The sequence below is a fragment of the Legionella drancourtii LLAP12 genome, assembly GCF_000162755.2.
GTDB classification, from domain to species: domain Bacteria; phylum Pseudomonadota; class Gammaproteobacteria; order Legionellales; family Legionellaceae; genus Legionella; species Legionella drancourtii.
Genome location: NZ_JH413798.1, coordinates 66237 through 83212, shown reverse-complemented (window position 1 = coordinate 83212; position 16976 = coordinate 66237). Strand labels below are relative to the sequence as shown.

Here is a 16976-nt window from a genome sequence, read left to right as displayed (position 1 = left end):
AAAGCGCCATGCAAAATATTGGATTTTTTTACTTAATTTTCTTGACTTATTTTCCTTCGATCTAGATACTGCACTTCTTTTCATGCTTTGCACTAATTTGATGTAAGCATGTTTTGTTGGTGGCTTATTTGCTATTAACAAAAATAGGAACTTAATAATAACTTATACGGAGACTTCGCATGTTTAGTTTGAAGAAAACAACATTGGCAGTACTCGCTTTAGGCAGCAGTGCAGTATTTGCAGGTACTATGGGCCCAGTTTGCACCCCAGGCAATGTGACCGTTCCTTGTGAACGTACAGCATGGGACATTGGTGGGCAAGCGATTGATTTACAACTTGTAAATAATAGCGATTTTGGCTACAACAGAAATAATAACCATGGCCACAATCGTTGGAACTGGGGCTTTCAATTAGAAGGTTCTTACCATTTCAACACTGGTAACGACATCAACATTAACTGGTACCACCTAGATACAGGTCATCATAACTTCTATGCTACTAACGGCACAGTAGAATTAGCTGGTCGTGTCGATCACAAGTGGGATGCTGTTAACGGCGAATTAGGTCAATTCGTTGATTTCAGTGCGAACAAAAAAATGCGTTTCCACGGTGGTTTCCAATTCGCTCGTATCAAGTCTGAAAGAGGCGTTGCCTTTACTGCTCCTGATACTGCGGTAGTCAGCACTTACCAAAACAACCAATACAACGGCTTCGGTCCACGTACTGGTCTTGATATGAACTATGTATTTGGTAACGGTTTTGGTATTTATGCTAAAGCGGCTACTGCTCTATTAGTTGGTACTGCTAAGTTCAATGGTAACGTAGGTACTTTTGCTACAGGCGATGTTATTCCTTCTGACGTTGCATATACTCATGGTTCAAGAACAGCGATTGTTCCAGAATTAGAAGCTAAATTAGGCGCTGATTACACTTATGCAATGGCACAAGGTGATTTAACTCTTGATGCTGGTTACATGTGGTTTAACTACTTCAATGCTGTTCATACTGCACAAACTGCATTTGACACACGAACAACTGACTTCGGCGCTTCTGGTCCTTATGTTGGTTTGAAGTTTGTTGGTAACGTTTAATTAATTACCAATATTTAGCTTAATCTCCCACTCTTTTCCCCCATTATCATCAATAGGATAATGGGGGATTTTTCTCTCTTATTAGCAGCTCAAAACCTTCTCTACCGCAAGCTATCATGTGAAAATTAGCCATCGTTCAGTAATGGCCAGTAAAAGCGTTTTCTGGGCAAAGAATAACACGCCTGGGCAAAATTGAACTATATCTTTGAAAAATAATAATTTTTCAAATTAATTTTCTTGACTTGTTTCCGATCAATATAGATACTCTGCAACTTTTGTACGGAGTATGATTTCTCCAATAGCTGGCGAATAAGACTTAAATTATTGGCGACTAAGTAGCGTTATCGCATCTAGATGGTTTAATTACTTTAATCAGAAATTTTTTAAAATATATCGATAAAACAAGTAGTTACTAATACCCTCCATTCTTTATATCAGCGTGAAATCAACGTTAATATTAAATCGTTACCAGTCTAAGAATTTTCGGCAACAGTGTTGACTTTGACCAACTTGGACTGGATAATTTAGCGGGGTATGATTCTCAACTTAGGGCGGAGAAGCGTACCGTTACTAATAGGTAATGTTTTTTATATTAGTAACAAATGGAAATTAATAATAAAAAAGTGGAGATAAGCATGTTAAACTTGAAAAAAACAGCGGCCGCTGTCCTTGCATTTGCAAGCAGTACGGTATTCGCTGGTGCCATGGGACCAGTTTGCACCCCTGGTAATGTCACTGTTCCTTGCGAAAAAATGGCATGGGATATTGGCGGACAGGCTCTATACTTGCAAACAACTACTAATAATGGTTTTTCTTACTACCCAAGTCTTAATAACAGCAGTGTTTTTGAGGACCTAAGTGGTCAGTGGAATTGGGGCTTCCAAATTGAAGGCTCTTACCACTTCAACACTGGTAACGATGTTACCATCAGCTGGTATCACCTAGATACAAACAATCACCGACTCGCGATTAATGCTGCGGCATTTGATACTAATGCTACTGCTGTTTTCGTTAAAGAAAAAATGAGATGGGACGCTGTAAACGGCGAATTAGGTCAGTTTGTTGATTTTAGTGCGAATAAAAAAATACGCTTCCACGGCGGTTTCCAATACGCACGCGTTAAGCCAACAACGCAATATGCTATCACTTCACCCGCGCTAGTCTCAGTTGGCTTAGATGCTACAGAAACATTCCCATTAACTACTGAGTATAATGGCTTTGGTCCACGTACAGGGCTTGATCTAAACTATGTATTTGGCAATGGCTTTGGTATCTATGCTAAAGGCGCTGCTGCGGTATTAGTTGGTACGACTAAGTTCAATAATGGTGGAATCAGCGTTTTAAGTACAGGTTCTTTCACACCACTGCATGGTTCTCGAACATCTATTGTTCCTGAAGTAGAAGCTAAATTGGGCGCGGACTACTCTTATGCAATGGCTCAAGGTGACATTATTCTTGATGCTGGTTACATGTGGTTTAACTATTTTAGCCCATTAAACATGATTACTACTACTGGCGGATTTATATCTAGTGACTTTGGTGCTTCAGGCCCTTACTTTGGTCTAAAGTATGTTGGCAATGTGTAATTTCTTGGTTAATTAAGATCTTATGAAGCCCGTCACGCTGCATGATGGGCTTTTTTATTTCTCATGGAGTTTTTATGTTAAAGAAAACAACGATTGCTGTATTGGGATTGGCTCTGAGTAATTTGGCAACAGCCGGTGCGATGGGGCCTGTGTGTACACCAGGTAGTGTTACTGTTCCTTGTGAAGCAAGACTTTGGGATTTAGGTGCGGAAGCTCTGTACTTAAGATCAATTTATGGTGCGGCTAAAGGCTACCAACGAAAATATAATCCGAGCACAGGGCTAGAAGACTCTCGGCTTAAAGATGTAAAAAATGATTGGAACTGGGGCTTCCGTATTATCGGTTCTTACCACTTCAATACTGGCAATGATGTGACGGTTAATTGGATGCATTTTAGCAGTAGTGGCAGCCAGGGTAATATTTTAGCTCCCTTTGTCGTTGCTGGTGTGGGCACGCTTTCCTTGCCTGCTGGCATGGACAGTAACAACAGACTGGACCAAGTCAATATCGTTATGGGACAGCATGTCGATATGAGTGCGCGCGATAAAATGCGTTTGTATGGCGGTATGCAATATGCCAATATTCAATCAATGGCACAAACCTACCTCTATGCTAATCGCATCCTTGCCTCTGTTGCGCCAGTTAGCATTTTTAACAATACCGATTATAAAGGTTTTGGTCCTACGCTTGGTATTGACTATTCTTATGATCTGTTCAATGGCTTAAGTTTGACTGCTAATGGTTCTGGCTCACTGCTCTATGGTACCTCTCGTTACCATGAAGGTTATGTGGTCACTAGATTTAGTGCAATTGTTGCACAGCCTTATGCTCGTAAAAAAGCAATTGTTCCAAGCTTAGAAGCAAAACTTGGCTTAAATTATGCGTATAATTTTGCGCAAGCGACGGTAAATATTGATGCTGGCTACCAAGCGGTGAATTATTTCAATGCCTTGAGTACGCAAGTATTCCAAGTACCAACAAATCCACAAATTAGTTCCGTAAACTACGGACTTTTTGGCCCCTATTTTGGCATGAAGATTGTTGGTAATGCATAATTCAATGTTTTAGTGGCCGTATTGTCGGGGTTGGGCCTTGTGGCCTAACCTACGATGCTTTATTTATTAATCAGCTTGTACAACTTACCCCTAACGAATAATTCCGCTCTTACAAAGACCACCTTGGTTATCATTTTTTCAATTAAGTTTTAATTTAACTCTAGCCAGTACTAAATTGCCGAGATATACTTTCCGCCCCACCCTGTGTGGAAGTAAAAATAATAAACAGGAGTAGCCGCATGAAGTTTAAAAAAATTGTATTGGCCTTAGTCTGTTTGTCATCGCCACTTTATGCGGAAAATGATCGACAGTTGCAACGTGAAATAGAGCAGTTACAAAAGCAAACGCAACAACTGCAATCACAATTAATTGCGTTACAAAAAAAATTGGTCACGCACAAAGCCAAACCAGTTGTTAAAAAAGCAGCGCCTCCTGCTCGAAAACAGGCAGAACATCCAGAAGCGCGTGAGCATAAAAAGTATAACATGGCTAAATATCACTCATCGAATATCTCAGTACATACACCAGATGAACATCCAGAATCCATCGGCTTTTATCCTACGGCCTTGGTTGCCGATAATCGCGTGGTTACTTACATTGCTGGAACACCTGTGGTTACCTCTCCTTACTTGGGGGCTAGGCCGGCATTTGATGGTTCGGACTACATTGTCAATATTTCCAGTATTAACCGTGATATTCGTCTTATGCAACAACGTCGACGCTTGTATGATGCGTATAAAAGTATTGGTTATCCCGTTCCAGAGCGCCCCATTATTGCCATTAGTGGCAAAACAGAACCCATTGGTATGATCAATAGTGCATATCTTGGTAATACGAATGCAGATATAGATTTAGGCTCCAGCGAGCTGGCGGTTGCTGCAGCGCTAAATCAGAATGTGGAGGCTTATGTATCCATTGCCTATGATGACAGCCCGCCAGAAATTGGCCCACGGATTGATAATTCGGCATTTAGTTTGAACTTAGGATTTGTGAATATAGGTAATTTGGATAAAACGCCACTATATTTTACTGCTGGTCAATTGTATGTACCATTTGGGCGTTATTCTAGCTCAATGATCAGTGCGCCCTTGACGATGAATTTGGCGCGTACGAAAACACGTCCCTTTATTTTAGGCTATAAATCACAAGAGTCCACGGGGCCTTTTGCGGCGACCTATATTTATCGCAGTGATACTAATTTAGGTAAATCAGGGGTTGGTGGTCTGAATTTAGGTTATACCTTTGCACATCAAGAGATTACGGGCGAAGTAGGGGCAAGTTATATTAGCTCTATTGCCGATTCTGCCGGTATGCAAAACACCGCTGCAATTCCTGGAACCTTTGCTGGTTTTGGCTCCTTATTGCATGGCAATGAAGCGGTACGAAAAACACAGGCGATCGATGTCTATGGCAATTTAGGCTATGACCGCTTTAATTTTGCGGCAGAGTGGGTTGGGGCAATTGAAGCATTTAGGATACAAGATTTGAGTTTTAATAATCGTGGTGCGCGCCCACAGGCAGTGCAAACAGAAATTGATATGACGTTCAAGACCTTTAATCGGCCGGCATCAGTAGGCGTAGGCTATCAATGGTCTACACAGGCATTAGCATTAAATTTACCAAAGCAACGATTTATTGGTGTCTTTAATATTTCTATTTGGAAAGATACAGTGGAGAGTATTGAATATCGCCATGATATTGATTATCGCACCTATCAATTTGCAAATGGCGCCGCTCCTAGCGGAGTTGTTAATGCCCCGACCTTAGGAACAGGCCATTCTGCCGATACCGTTTCGGCACAAATTGGTGTTTATTTCTAATAAAATGCTGGTTGCACTTCTCTTCACCCTTTATTCCCATAGCGCTAAAGTTCTTTTTAGCGCTATGGGGATATTATTAACTCGAATTTTTTCTTATTCTTCTACTGCCACTTCAAGTAAAAGATAAGTTGTTTTCAGTATGCGTTGAGCTCGAAGCCTCATCTTATTCTTATCCTTTGGCAGATGATGGCCTTACTATTATTCCTATTACACCTTCGTCGCTTTTAATGGCTTGCTAGCGTGATACTTCTAAGTTTTATATTTATTTTGCACGAAAATTCAAAATTTAAAAGGCATGATTAAGATAGGCCAGGAGATATCAGAATACTGCCAGGTTTGCGGCACAACTGCTGAAACAACATAAGCATCATTACTGTGCTATCTTTAAACATATAATAGTTCACCAAAGGGCATGAGCATGGATAACGCGTTCATCATGTCAACAGTTGCAGGAGCATCTAGCCGATTGGGGATATTATTTTTTAAGATAACGAACATATTGTGTGCTGTACTCTTGGTTTTTCTTGCTTATTCATCATCACTTTCTGCGGCAAAAATAGTAGAACTTAGCATTAAAGGTCCCATTGGTCTGGCGATTGCTGATTACGTTACGCGCAGTATTGATAAGTCACAACATGCTGATTTAATTATTATTTTTCTCGATACGCCTGGTGGTCTTGATGAGGCAACACGCGTCATTATGCAAAAAATTTTATCGTCCAATGTACCGATTGTAACTTATGTTAGCTCTTTTGGTGCCCGAGCTGCCAGTGCCGGAACCTACCTATTGTACGCCAGTACTTTGGCGGCTATGGCCCCAGGAACCCAATTAGGAGCGGCCAGCCCTGTACCTATTAGTGCAGGATTTGGCAGTGAAGCACGGTCAGAAAAGTATTCCTCGAGCATGGACAAGAAAATCATGAATGATGCGCTTGCTACCATTCGTTCTTTAGCGCAATTACATGGTCGGGATCCGGTTTTTGCGCAAAAATCGGTGTTGAATGCGGCAACGATAACGGCAACAGAGGCATTAAAAGACAAGGTCATTAATTATGTTGCGCTCGATGTGCAGGATTTATTAGTACAATTGGATGGGGTCGTGGTCAGCCAAAATAATCAAAAAATGACGCTGCATACCAGTAACCCACAAATTAAAATATTGAATCCGGATTGGCGTACTTATTTTTTATCCCTGATTACTGAGCCTACCGTAGCCTACCTATTACTCTTATTGGGGATCTATGGCATTTTCTTTGAATTTTTTAACCCGGGAATGGTCTTACCAGGAGTTGTTGGGGTGATATCCATGCTCCTGGCCTTGTATGCCTTTCAGTTATTACCGGTGAACTACGCCGGCTTTTTATTGATTCTACTGGGGATTGGCTTCATTGTGGCTGAAGCTTTTATACCTAGTTTTGGCTCCCTTGGTGTTGGTGGTACAGCGGCCTTTGTTCTAGGATCCATCATGCTTCTTAATAGCGAATCCCCATTATATCAAATTGTTTGGCCTGTCATTGGGGCAATGGCAGTGGTAAATATTTTAATTTTTATCCTTATCTTGGGGATAGTAATTAAGGTACGTCAGCAAAAAATCCAAAATGGGCTAACGGTTTTATTAGGTGCAGAAGGACGCGCTCTTGGGGCCATTAATCTTGAAGGGCAGGCGGTAATTCGCGGTGAAATCTGGAGTGTGCGTTCACAACATTTTATTGCCAATGAGCGGCCAGTTAAAGTTGTTGGCAACCGTGGGTTAATCTTGGAGGTTGAAGAGAAATTCATAAATTAAGGAGAAGAACATGACATCTTTTTTTGGGGTGCTATTCGCAGTAATTCTATTATTATTAGCATCAGCAATAAAGGTTTTTCGAGAGTATGAGCGTGGCGTTGTTTTTATGCTGGGGCGCTTTTGGCGTGTCAAAGGACCTGGCTTGGTATTAATTATTCCGATTCTGCAGCAAGTTGTACGGGTTGACTTGCGTACTATTGTAATGGATGTTCCGAGTCAGGATGTGATTTCCAAAGACAATGTTTCAGTGCGGGTGAATGCTGTCTTGTATTTTCGAGTGGTGGCACCTGAAAATGCGATTATTCAAGTGGAAAATTATTATGAAGCAACCAGTCAATTGGCACAAACCACTTTGCGCTCTGTATTAGGGCAACATGAGCTGGATGAAATGCTTTCAGAACGTGAGCGCTTAAATAGCGATGTGCAAAAGATTTTGGCCGCACAAACGGATAATTGGGGCATTAAAGTGTCAAATGTTGAAATTAAACGCGTTGATTTGGATGAAAGTATGATTAGGGCAATTGCCAAACAAGCTGAGGCCGAGCGTGAACGCCGCGCGAAAATCATTCATGCCGAAGGGGAGTTGCAGGCTTCGGCCCAATTGTTGCAAGCATCCCAAGTTTTGGCGCAACAGCCACAAGCCATGCAATTACGTTATTTACAGACTTTGGCTGCTATTGCCGGCACCAATAATTCCACCATTGTGTTTCCTATGCCTATGGAGTTAGGCGAGATTTTGGCACATATGGCGGCTCATAAAAAATAAAGTGGTCTGCTTGCATGCGCATCGTTGTCTCTTTTGACGCGTGAATTATCAGGATGCGCTGGTCAATAGTTCGCCGCAAAACATTTCTTTTCTCTGTTTTTTATGATAGAACTCTCTTTTTGTAAAAGCTATGAGGTTTAACTGTGTCGATTAAATCAGATAGATGGATAGAAAAAATGGCGCGTGAGCAGGGAATGATTGAGCCATTCCAATCAGGCCAAGTGCGTGAAAATGACGGTGGGCGCATTATTTCTTATGGTGTATCGAGCTATGGCTATGATGTTCGCTGTTCTAACGAATTTAAAATTTTTACTAATATTAATTCTGCCATTGTTGATCCCAAGGCATTTGATGAGAATAGCTTTGTAGATGTACAGTCGGATGTCTGCATTATTCCTCCGAATTCTTTTGCCTTAGCCAGAACCGTAGAATATTTTCGTATACCGCGTAATGTATTAACTATTTGTCTTGGGAAATCAACTTATGCACGTTGTGGCATTATTGTGAATGTGACTCCTTTAGAGCCCGAATGGGAAGGGCATGTCACCTTGGAATTTTCAAATACAACAACGCTACCGGCCAAAATTTATGCTCATGAAGGCGTTGCACAAATGCTGTTCTTAGAGGCAACTGAAGTTTGTGCCGTTTCTTATCGTGACCGTGGTGGTAAATATCAAGGGCAAACGGGCGTAACTTTACCACGCACTTAATCCCGCACGGCCGTATTGGGCACAGTTTGAACCAAAAAACTCTGGAAAATGCGCACATAGCCACCTATGCGGCGTTTTCCAGAGTTTTTTCGTTCAAGAGCCACTCAAATCCAAGCGTTCGTCAAGATTTTAATATCATATAACACTCGTTTGCGACTATCCTGGTCAAAGCCAGTTATTCTTCTTCAGCGTCAGGAAGCTCATAATGTGTGCGTGAGGCATCAACACGTTCACGCAGCTCTTTGCCGGGTTTAAAGTGAGGGCTATATTTTGCCTTAGTCACCACTTTTTCCCCTGTTTTGGGATTATGTGCATTACGTGGCGGCCGGTAATGTAGTGAAAAACTGCCAAAGCCACGAATTTCAATTCGTTGATTTTTAATGAGTGCATCACTCATTAATTCTAATATTCTATTAATGCCATCAGCTACTTGCTTTTCAGTAAGATGCGTCATTCGAGCAGCGATGTGTTCAATGAGCTCCGATTTAATCATACCCACCTCGTGATTGTCGCGTGTTCCAAAGCCTGTCACCAATACAGATTTAGGTGCGGACAATGCCCCTGTTTTATAAGTATAGATCGGGTAAAAAATTATTCAATGTTTTCAAGACGGTTAGTAATTATTCTTTTTTCGTACATGCACAAAAGCAAAAACAACGCCCCAGCTCATCTCAACTTTGGTCTGCATCACCACGCTAAAAAAGCTTGCTGGGCAAGGCTTTACTAGTGGTAATCACTGTAGTTAGATGGGGCAAATATTCAAGCCGTGCACAGAGCGTTTTCCAGGTTGGATTAAATAAGGCCGTAGAATTAATAAAAATAATTGTGGCTTCATCTAAATTAACCTTAAGAAAATCACCCAGAATGAATTCAATTTTTTTCGTTTGTTCTGCATAATTTTTTATGCTTGCTAATTTTTTGGCCTGTTTGCAGGCAGAAAAATATAATTCAGGGAGAATTTCCACGCCTACACTTTTGCGTATAGGAAAAACCATGGCGCAGGCTAACACGGCTTTGCCTATCCCACAACCTAAATCATAAAATACGGTATTCTCATCCGGTTTAGTTAATGATAATAAGGCGAGAAAAGATAAAAATGTAATTTCTCCATAGACATAATCGATAGCATCTCGTTTTTTGCGTGCTTGTTGCGACAGAATAAAACCGTTTTCATGCTGATACAGCCGCTGAAAAAATTGTGCATGTTCTGCTAAATTTAAGGACTTTTGCCATTGCTTAATCCGCAATTGTTTCCTTTTGCCATGAATATAGAAGAGCAATAACGGCAGCAGTGGTACTACATAAAGAAGCTGAAAGGTTGCGCAAATCAATCAGAGGTCCTTAGCAATTGGCAATTACGGTTCAGTACTATGCGGATATAGGCTATATAGCTCAGTCTCTATGCAAAGTAACCAGTTAAGAGTTACTAATATACCCTAATATTTTCGTTTTTTCCTCTTGGCTTAATTGGGGCCAAGCTTGCAGCAGCACTTTGCCTGCTTGGCGTTCGTTTTTGGCTTGATGGTGCATTTCCCAAGGCATCTCTCCATTAAGATAGAGTACCACAATGAAGGCGGTTAAAAGCGTTGTGAGCACGGCAAAAAAATTAAAGCGTAGATGAAATATCTGGAGTAATTTATTACTTTTATTAACTGCATTATTCGCGGCCCGTTTTACTTGTTCGCAACTTTCTTGGGCAATGCGTTGAAATTGCTGGGGATCGTATTGACCCAATTGTGTCGTGATATTTTGCGTTGCTTGCTCACTGTGTTTATTAATCTGGGCCAATGAGTGTTCGGTTAAGGCCAGCAGTGCTTCTTGCTGTTGCTGCAGGCGTATGGCTTGTTGTTCTATTTCTTGACGCCATTCCCGCATCTTTGTTTCAGCCAATTCGAAGTAGGCGATAAATTCGCTTGTATGCCGCAGTAATTCTTTGATGCGAATCCAATCATTTTCTTGATAATGGTCCATGTTTTTCCTTAATTACCCAAATTGCGTAAACATATCGCAGATAGTCTAGACTTATGATGCTAGTACTTATTTTATAATGAGATCTTTATTTTGAAAACAATGACTAATATAACTGCAGAGCCGTCATTAGTTAATATTTCCTTAATTTAGATTCATTAGAATGATTATATATTTTAAACGTAGGGGGCATGTTATGGGGGCACATATTAGTAGCCGTGGGTTTTTTAAAGCTCCTGCTCAACATGGTAGTCAGCAGGGCGAAAATTATGAAGTAATTAATGTTGGTGGCAAGCAATTTCATGCGATTGCAGTGGCACTAATTGATTATTTACACACTGGCTCACCAGTTAACGATGCGACCATAAAAAAAATATTAGGCTGTTTTGCACAATATTTTCCGCAATCTGTTGCGAATGATGCTTATTTAACTACACCTAAAGAGCGTATGGGACGCTTGTTAAATAACTCACGGATGTCTGAATTAGTTGAATGCATGGCTTAAGTGCTGCAGCAATTAACCGTTGATGAATTATATGCCGAGCATTTAAATTTGAATTACCGCAGCGTTTTTGCGAATTTAAGCGCGCAAAGTGATTTACGTGCTTCGAATGCTAAATTCCCTGAATGTGCGTTAGAAGCACTGGCACATAGTTTAGGTTTACCAATTACCTTATCTTTTAAAGAACCAGGAAAAGAATTAAGAAGGCGAGAACAATATGGCGACCGCGATCATACCGCGTTGGTCCTTCAGGTTCAGGGTGAGGCTTATTATCCGGCGGTTAAACGTAAAGCTGATTTTACCTATGTGGGGCAATTGGCTGTGACCATCAAACCCGTTGAGATTCTTAGTGCCAAAGATGGGAATATGGCCGATATCCTTGCTGCAATTGCCAGCGATAATCAGCGGTGTTTACATGTCTATGAGCAACAGCGTCATCGAATATTAAGCATGATTGATGCTGGTGAGTTAACCTATCAGCAATTACGCGCTCATTACACGGCTTTAGTGCCAACTCAATTGCATAATGCGTCTTTTATTATGAAATTAGCACACAGCGAACATCCAGTGATTGCTAAGGGAGCGGTTGATACGAAGCAACCAATTATTGAATTGGCCAACAATATAGCAAGTTGGATTGCTGCAGGCGCAATCAAGGAAGATCAATTATTTGAAAATACACCTATTTCTTCTTCTTTCCGTTAAGCACATGTTTCTTCGCCTGGGCATGGGCGAAGAAAGCGATATATTATTGAGCTATTATTATAGATAGCCTTGAGTTTTCATCCATTCATCGTTGGCAAATTTAGACATGTAATTACGAATCGAATCAGGCAAAATAACCAGACACTTTTGTCCTTTGTTTAATGACTTCGCTGCTTGTAATGCGCCCCACATTGCTGCGCCTGATGAGCCGCCCACTAATAGCCCTTCTTCACTCATGAGTCGTCTTGCGGTACGAAATGAATCGCTATCATTGGTTTTAACATATTGATCGATTAATTTATTGTCCAAAACTTCCGGGAAGAAATCATAACCGATACCTTCGACATCATAGGATTTGATTTCTGTACCGCCACCAAGGATTGAGCCTTCTGGATCAACCCCTATAATTTTGATGGCAGGGTTGAATTCCTTAAGGCGTTTGGCAATACCGGTAATCGTGCCACCAGTACCAACACCGGCAACGACCATATGTAAGTCTTTACCGAAATCATCAATAATTTCTTGAGCGGTACCACGGTAGTGGGCATTAGGATTATTGGGGTTTGCATATTGATCAAGAATATGGGAGTTAGGTATTTGTGCCTGTAATTTTCTCGCGAGAGAAATATGGCTCTCCGGAGCATTGTACGCAGCCTCTGTTGGAGTCCGATAAATTTTTGCCCCTAGGCGCTCAAGTATCGATTGTTTTTCCTGGCTCATTTTTTCGGGCATGGTAATAATTACTTTATAGCCTAATACTGCGCCTGCCAGTGCAATACCAATTCCGGTATTGCCAGAGGTTGGCTCAATGAGGGTGTAGCCTGGTTTAATCAAGCCATCACGTTCGGCATTAACCACCATTTCATAACCAATCCGGTCTTTTACTGAGCCACCGGGATTAAAAAATTCGCATTTAGCATAGAGCTCGCAGGCTAGTTCCTGGCCTAGGCGATTAATTTTTACTACGGGTGTATTGCCGATGGTGGCAAGTATATTGGGGTAAATCATGATGGTAGTCCTTTATTCAATAGTATGCGATCGATTATAAGGAGGTTAATTGAAAAAACAAGCTTGTGAACGCTAACCGCTTCTGCATTAGTAGGCCGCAGATAAAATCTTCTTATTTTTAGGTGGTCATTTTAAATTTTATAATTTATATTTAATAAGTTAATTAACTGAGCAGGGAGCAAATAATGATAAATTATAAAGCAGCAAAATGGTGTTTGGGGATCGCTGTATCTGTAGGATTAACGGCTTGTAATACGTGGGATATGCAGCGTTCAAAACACGTAGACACACACTATGAACCGATGGCGCAGCAACATAAAGCCGTGGCGCATAAGTCTAAAGCTGTGCAAAAAACCTATGCATCTAAAGATCCCACGCAACAAGCAACACCAGGACCTGTTCGTAAGGCCGCACCGCAACTTCCTGTAATTCAATAGTTTTTATCTTCGCAACCCCTCTCTTTTTCACCAGTGAGGGGGCAAATAGCCTTCTTGGTATTATGCCGCTTGTGTACTAAAATGAGATGAAGACAGTCACAGGGAGATTGCCATGGCCAATGTCGCAGAAGTGCTGGTTGAGACACTAAATAATGCTGGGGTAAAGCGCATTTATGGAATTGTTGGTGATTCGTTAAATGGCATTACGAATGCGCTAAAAAAATATAAAGATATTGAATGGGTGCATGTGCGTCATGAAGAAGCTGCGGCATTTGCTGCCGGTGCTGAGGCCCAATTAACTGGTGAGCTGGCGGTTTGCGCGGGGAGCTGCGGGCCAGGTAATTTACATTTAATTAATGGCCTTTATGACTGCCAGCGTAGCGGCGCCCCCGTATTAGCCATTGCGGCGCATATTCCCAGTCCCGAAGTTGGTGGCGACTATTTTCAAGAAACCCATCCTAATATTTTATTTAAAGAATGCAGCTGCTTTTGCGAAGTTGTGACAACCCCTGAGCAAATGCCGCGCCTGTTAAATATTGCTATGCAAACAGCCAAGGCTAAATCAGGAGTTGCGGTTTTAGTTATTTCCGGAGATGTTGCTTTACAGCAAGCACGATATTTGGCGAGTAAAGACAATTTTGCCTATGTGCGCCCGGATGTGGTGCCGCCAGAGCCTGTTTTACAAGATATTGCCGCACGGTTAAATGCTGCGAAAAACGTGACGGTATTTTGTGGGATTGGCGCGGCCAATGCTCAAGATGAGCTGATGCGTTTATGTCATACCTTGCAAGCGCCGGTAATTCATACCTTGCGTGCAAAGCCCTTTATTGAGCCGAATAACCCTTATGATGTGGGGATGACCGGTTTTATTGGTTTTTCTTCGGGCTATCATGCGATGGAGGCTTGCGACACCTTACTGTTGTTAGGTACTAACTTTCCTTACCGGCAGTTTTACCCAACGAAAGCACAAATTATTCAAATTGATTTGCATGGCGAGCAGTTAAAAAAACGCGTTGATCTAGCGGTGGGTGCGGTGGGGGATATCGCTTGTACATTAAAGGCTTTATTGCCACTGCTGAGCAGCAAACAAGACAGCCGTCATTTGGAAAAGGCGCGCGCGCATTACCAAAAAGCACGGCAAGGTCTTGATGCTTTAGCCACGCAAACAGCCGATAAAAAACCATTGCATCCCCAATTTCTGGCACAAGCGATTAGTCAGGTTGCAGATGATGACACGGTATTTACTGTTGATGTAGGTACGCCCACGGTTTGGGCTGCACGTTATTTAAGGATGAATGGGAAACGGCGCTTACTGGGGTCATTTAACCACGGCTCTATGGCTAATGCGCTCTCGCAAGCCATTGGTGCTCAAGCCAGTTATCCAGAGCGGCAAGTGGTCGCGCTTTGCGGCGATGGCGGTTTTGCGATGCTAATGGGCGACATTCTCACTTTGGTACAACATCAATTACCGATTAAAATTGTTATTTTTAACAATAGTGCCTTGGGTTTTGTGGAAATGGAAATGCATGTTGGCGGCATGTTGGACTATGCTACTTCCCTGGTGAATCCTAATTTTGCTGCTTTAGCCCAATCCGTAGGCATTAAGGGAATCAGGGTCGATAGTGCCTCGGCTTTAGATGCGGATTTACACACTGCTTTTGCCCATGATGGCCCGGTGATCATTGATGTGGCGATACATCGTAATGAATTGATTATTCCACCAACGATCGAGGCAGCGCAAGTAAAAGGTTTTAGTTTGTATATGATGAAAGCGATTATTAATGGTCAGGGGAATGCGATACTCGACTTGATGAAGACTAATTTATGGCGTGGCGAATAATCACTTTGCCTGCATTATTATGCCCTAAAAGCGTATGGGGTAATTAATTCGTAAAAAATGTGGGGCCCACAGGCCCGACACTTTATTTGGGCGCAATCATCTCTTCTGGTCTTACTAATTCGGCAAAGCGCTCGGCGGTTAAATAGCCCAGCTTTACTGCCGCTTCTTGTAAAGACGAATTATCATGATGTGCTGTTTTGGCAATTTTGGCTGCTTTATCATAGCCAATATGCTGATTCAATGCCGTGACTAACATCAGCGAGTGATGCAAGTAATAATCGATGACGGTATGGTTAGGTTCTATGCCTTCAGCGCAAAATTCTTGGAATGAGCGGCAGGTGTCGGTTAATAAATTCACCGAGTGCAACACGTTAAAGATAATTACCGGCTTAAATACATTAAGTTCAAAATTACCTTGGCTATCGGCAATACCTACGGTGGTGTCATTGCCCAATATTTGCGCGCACACCATTGTCATCGCTTCGCATTGCGTGGGATTTACCTTGCCTGGCATAATGGATGAGCCAGGCTCATTTTCAGGGATAATTAATTCACCAATACCACAACGAGGGCCTGAAGCTAACCAGCGGATGTCGTTGGCTATTTTCATTAACGCACAAGCCAAAGTTTTCATGGCGCTATGGGCGAAGACTAAAGGTTCATGAGATGCGAGAGCGGCAAATTTATTCTCTGCACTCACAAACGGTAATTTGGTAATTTGCGCAATATGTTCGGCAACTTTGGTCGCAAATTGAGGGTGGGTATTCAAGCCCGTACCAACTGCAGTACCGCCGGCAGCTAATTCATACAATTCAGGTAATACTTCGTGCAAGCGCTGTATACAGGCATCAAGCTGGGCGACATAGCCTGAAAATTCTTGCCCTAAAGTAATCGGTACGGCATCTTGTAAATGCGTCCTCCCTATTTTGACTATGTCTTTGAAGGCTACCATTTTCATGGCTAGAGCGTCACGCAAGTTTTTAACCGCAGGGATAAGTTTTTCATTGAAGGCAAGTGCGGCGGCAATATGCATAGCCGTTGGAAAGGTGTCATTGGATGACTGTGACATATTCACATGATCGTTAGGATGAATTGGCGCCTTGCTGCCCATCTCACCACCGGCCAATTCAATAGCCCGATTCGAGATTACTTCATTGGCATTCATGTTTGATTGGGTACCACTGCCAGTTTGCCAAACATGCAAGGGGAAATGAGCATCCAACTGGCCTTTACTGACTTCAGCTGCGGCTTTAACAATCAAATCTGTTTTGTCTTTGGGAAGTTTGCCTAAGTCGAAGTTAGTCAAGGCTGCGGCCATTTTTAAAATGCCGAAGGCATGCGTCACTTCACGGGGCATGATGTCTTTGCCAATATTAAAGTGATGAAGGGAGCGTTCAGTTTGGGCACCCCAATATTTATCCGCAGGGACTTCAATTTCGCCCATACTGTCCGATTCAATACGTGTTTTGCTCATGGTATTTAAGTTCCTTGGTAAAAGGAAAAATTTTAGCACAGGGCGTTGTTATTCCGCAGCTATAATTGACCTTATAAGTCAATTGTTCATGTTCCACTATTGTTTCAGGTGTCTTGATAGTGTTCATCTTTTCATGTCCAATGCGTATATGCTTGCTATAGCCATCTGCAATTCCTTAATTTAAACTTAACAAAGTTAATTTATCATAAAGTCATTTTAGGAATGAGA

General features: G+C 41.9%; 16 protein-coding genes. 11 read left to right on the top strand and 5 right to left on the bottom strand.

Annotated elements, in window-relative coordinates:
• The first annotated feature begins 179 nt into the window (after window positions 1-179).
• The 7 genes from LDG_RS01985 (at window position 180) to dcd (ending at window position 8814) form a co-directional block, all read left to right on the top strand.
• Window positions 180-1091: an Lpg1974 family pore-forming outer membrane protein gene (locus tag LDG_RS01985; protein ID WP_006869430.1), complete on the top strand. Its 912-nt coding sequence runs from the start codon at window positions 180-182 to the stop codon at window positions 1089-1091.
• 635 nt (window positions 1092-1726) lie between these two features.
• A complete protein-coding gene (locus LDG_RS01980) occupies window positions 1727-2677 on the top strand; it encodes an Lpg1974 family pore-forming outer membrane protein (RefSeq protein ID WP_006869429.1) in 951 nt (316 codons plus the stop codon).
• A 74-nt stretch (window positions 2678-2751) separates the two neighbouring features.
• Window positions 2752-3732, top strand: coding sequence for an Lpg1974 family pore-forming outer membrane protein (locus tag LDG_RS01975; RefSeq protein ID WP_006869428.1), 981 nt, complete (start codon window positions 2752-2754; stop codon window positions 3730-3732).
• Between the two features lie 239 nt (window positions 3733-3971).
• Window positions 3972-5552 carry an LbtU family siderophore porin gene (locus LDG_RS01970; RefSeq protein WP_006869427.1) on the top strand — a complete coding sequence of 527 codons (1581 nt, stop codon included), beginning with the start codon at window positions 3972-3974 and terminating at the stop codon, window positions 5550-5552.
• A gap of 418 nt (window positions 5553-5970) precedes the next feature.
• Complete coding sequence (locus tag LDG_RS01965) at window positions 5971-7338, top strand: NfeD family protein (protein WP_199484638.1); 1368 nt, start codon at window positions 5971-5973, stop codon at window positions 7336-7338.
• Between the two features lie 10 nt (window positions 7339-7348).
• The gene (locus LDG_RS01960) at window positions 7349-8104 is read left to right on the top strand and encodes a slipin family protein (protein ID WP_006869424.1); all 756 of its coding nucleotides are present in this window, start codon (window positions 7349-7351) and stop codon (window positions 8102-8104) included.
• Window positions 8105-8247: 143 nt separating this feature from the next.
• The gene (dcd, locus tag LDG_RS01955) at window positions 8248-8814 is read left to right on the top strand and encodes a dCTP deaminase (protein ID WP_040534156.1); all 567 of its coding nucleotides are present in this window, start codon (window positions 8248-8250) and stop codon (window positions 8812-8814) included.
• A 175-nt stretch (window positions 8815-8989) separates the two neighbouring features.
• Here the strand turns inward: dcd and LDG_RS01950 are convergent, their stop codons facing one another.
• From LDG_RS01950 to LDG_RS01940, 3 genes are all read right to left on the bottom strand, one after another.
• Window positions 8990-9307: an integration host factor subunit beta gene (locus LDG_RS01950; RefSeq protein WP_006869422.1), complete on the bottom strand. Its 318-nt coding sequence runs from the start codon at window positions 9305-9307 to the stop codon at window positions 8990-8992.
• A gap of 202 nt (window positions 9308-9509) precedes the next feature.
• Window positions 9510-10145, bottom strand: a complete 636-nt coding sequence (locus LDG_RS01945; protein ID WP_006869421.1) for a class I SAM-dependent methyltransferase — start codon at window positions 10143-10145, stop codon at window positions 9510-9512.
• An 85-nt stretch (window positions 10146-10230) separates the two neighbouring features.
• The gene (locus LDG_RS01940) at window positions 10231-10785 is read right to left on the bottom strand and encodes a hypothetical protein (RefSeq protein ID WP_006869420.1); all 555 of its coding nucleotides are present in this window, start codon (window positions 10783-10785) and stop codon (window positions 10231-10233) included.
• A gap of 193 nt (window positions 10786-10978) precedes the next feature.
• Here LDG_RS01940 and LDG_RS19800 point away from each other — a divergent pair, with 193 nt between their 5' ends.
• Together LDG_RS19800 and LDG_RS19795 are read left to right on the top strand one after the other, a co-directional pair.
• The gene (locus LDG_RS19800; protein WP_006869419.1) at window positions 10979-11287 is read left to right on the top strand and encodes a hypothetical protein; all 309 of its coding nucleotides are present in this window, start codon (window positions 10979-10981) and stop codon (window positions 11285-11287) included.
• Window positions 11288-11989: a hypothetical protein gene (locus tag LDG_RS19795; protein ID WP_006869418.1), complete on the top strand. Its 702-nt coding sequence runs from the start codon at window positions 11288-11290 to the stop codon at window positions 11987-11989.
• A gap of 57 nt (window positions 11990-12046) precedes the next feature.
• Here the strand turns inward: LDG_RS19795 and LDG_RS01930 are convergent, their stop codons facing one another.
• Window positions 12047-12997 carry a pyridoxal-phosphate dependent enzyme gene (locus LDG_RS01930; protein WP_006869417.1) on the bottom strand — a complete coding sequence of 317 codons (951 nt, stop codon included), beginning with the start codon at window positions 12995-12997 and terminating at the stop codon, window positions 12047-12049.
• Between the two features lie 185 nt (window positions 12998-13182).
• Between LDG_RS01930 and LDG_RS01925 the strand changes: the two genes are divergently transcribed.
• Complete coding sequence (locus LDG_RS01925) at window positions 13183-13434, top strand: hypothetical protein (protein ID WP_006869416.1); 252 nt, start codon at window positions 13183-13185, stop codon at window positions 13432-13434.
• A gap of 112 nt (window positions 13435-13546) precedes the next feature.
• A complete protein-coding gene (gene poxB, locus LDG_RS01920) occupies window positions 13547-15274 on the top strand; it encodes a ubiquinone-dependent pyruvate dehydrogenase (RefSeq protein WP_006869415.1) in 1728 nt (575 codons plus the stop codon).
• Between the two features lie 82 nt (window positions 15275-15356).
• Here the strand turns inward: poxB and fumC are convergent, their stop codons facing one another.
• Entirely contained in the window at window positions 15357-16748 is a 1392-nt protein-coding gene (fumC, locus tag LDG_RS01915; protein ID WP_006869414.1) for a class II fumarate hydratase, read from the bottom strand.
• Window positions 16749-16976: the final 228 nt, after the last annotated feature.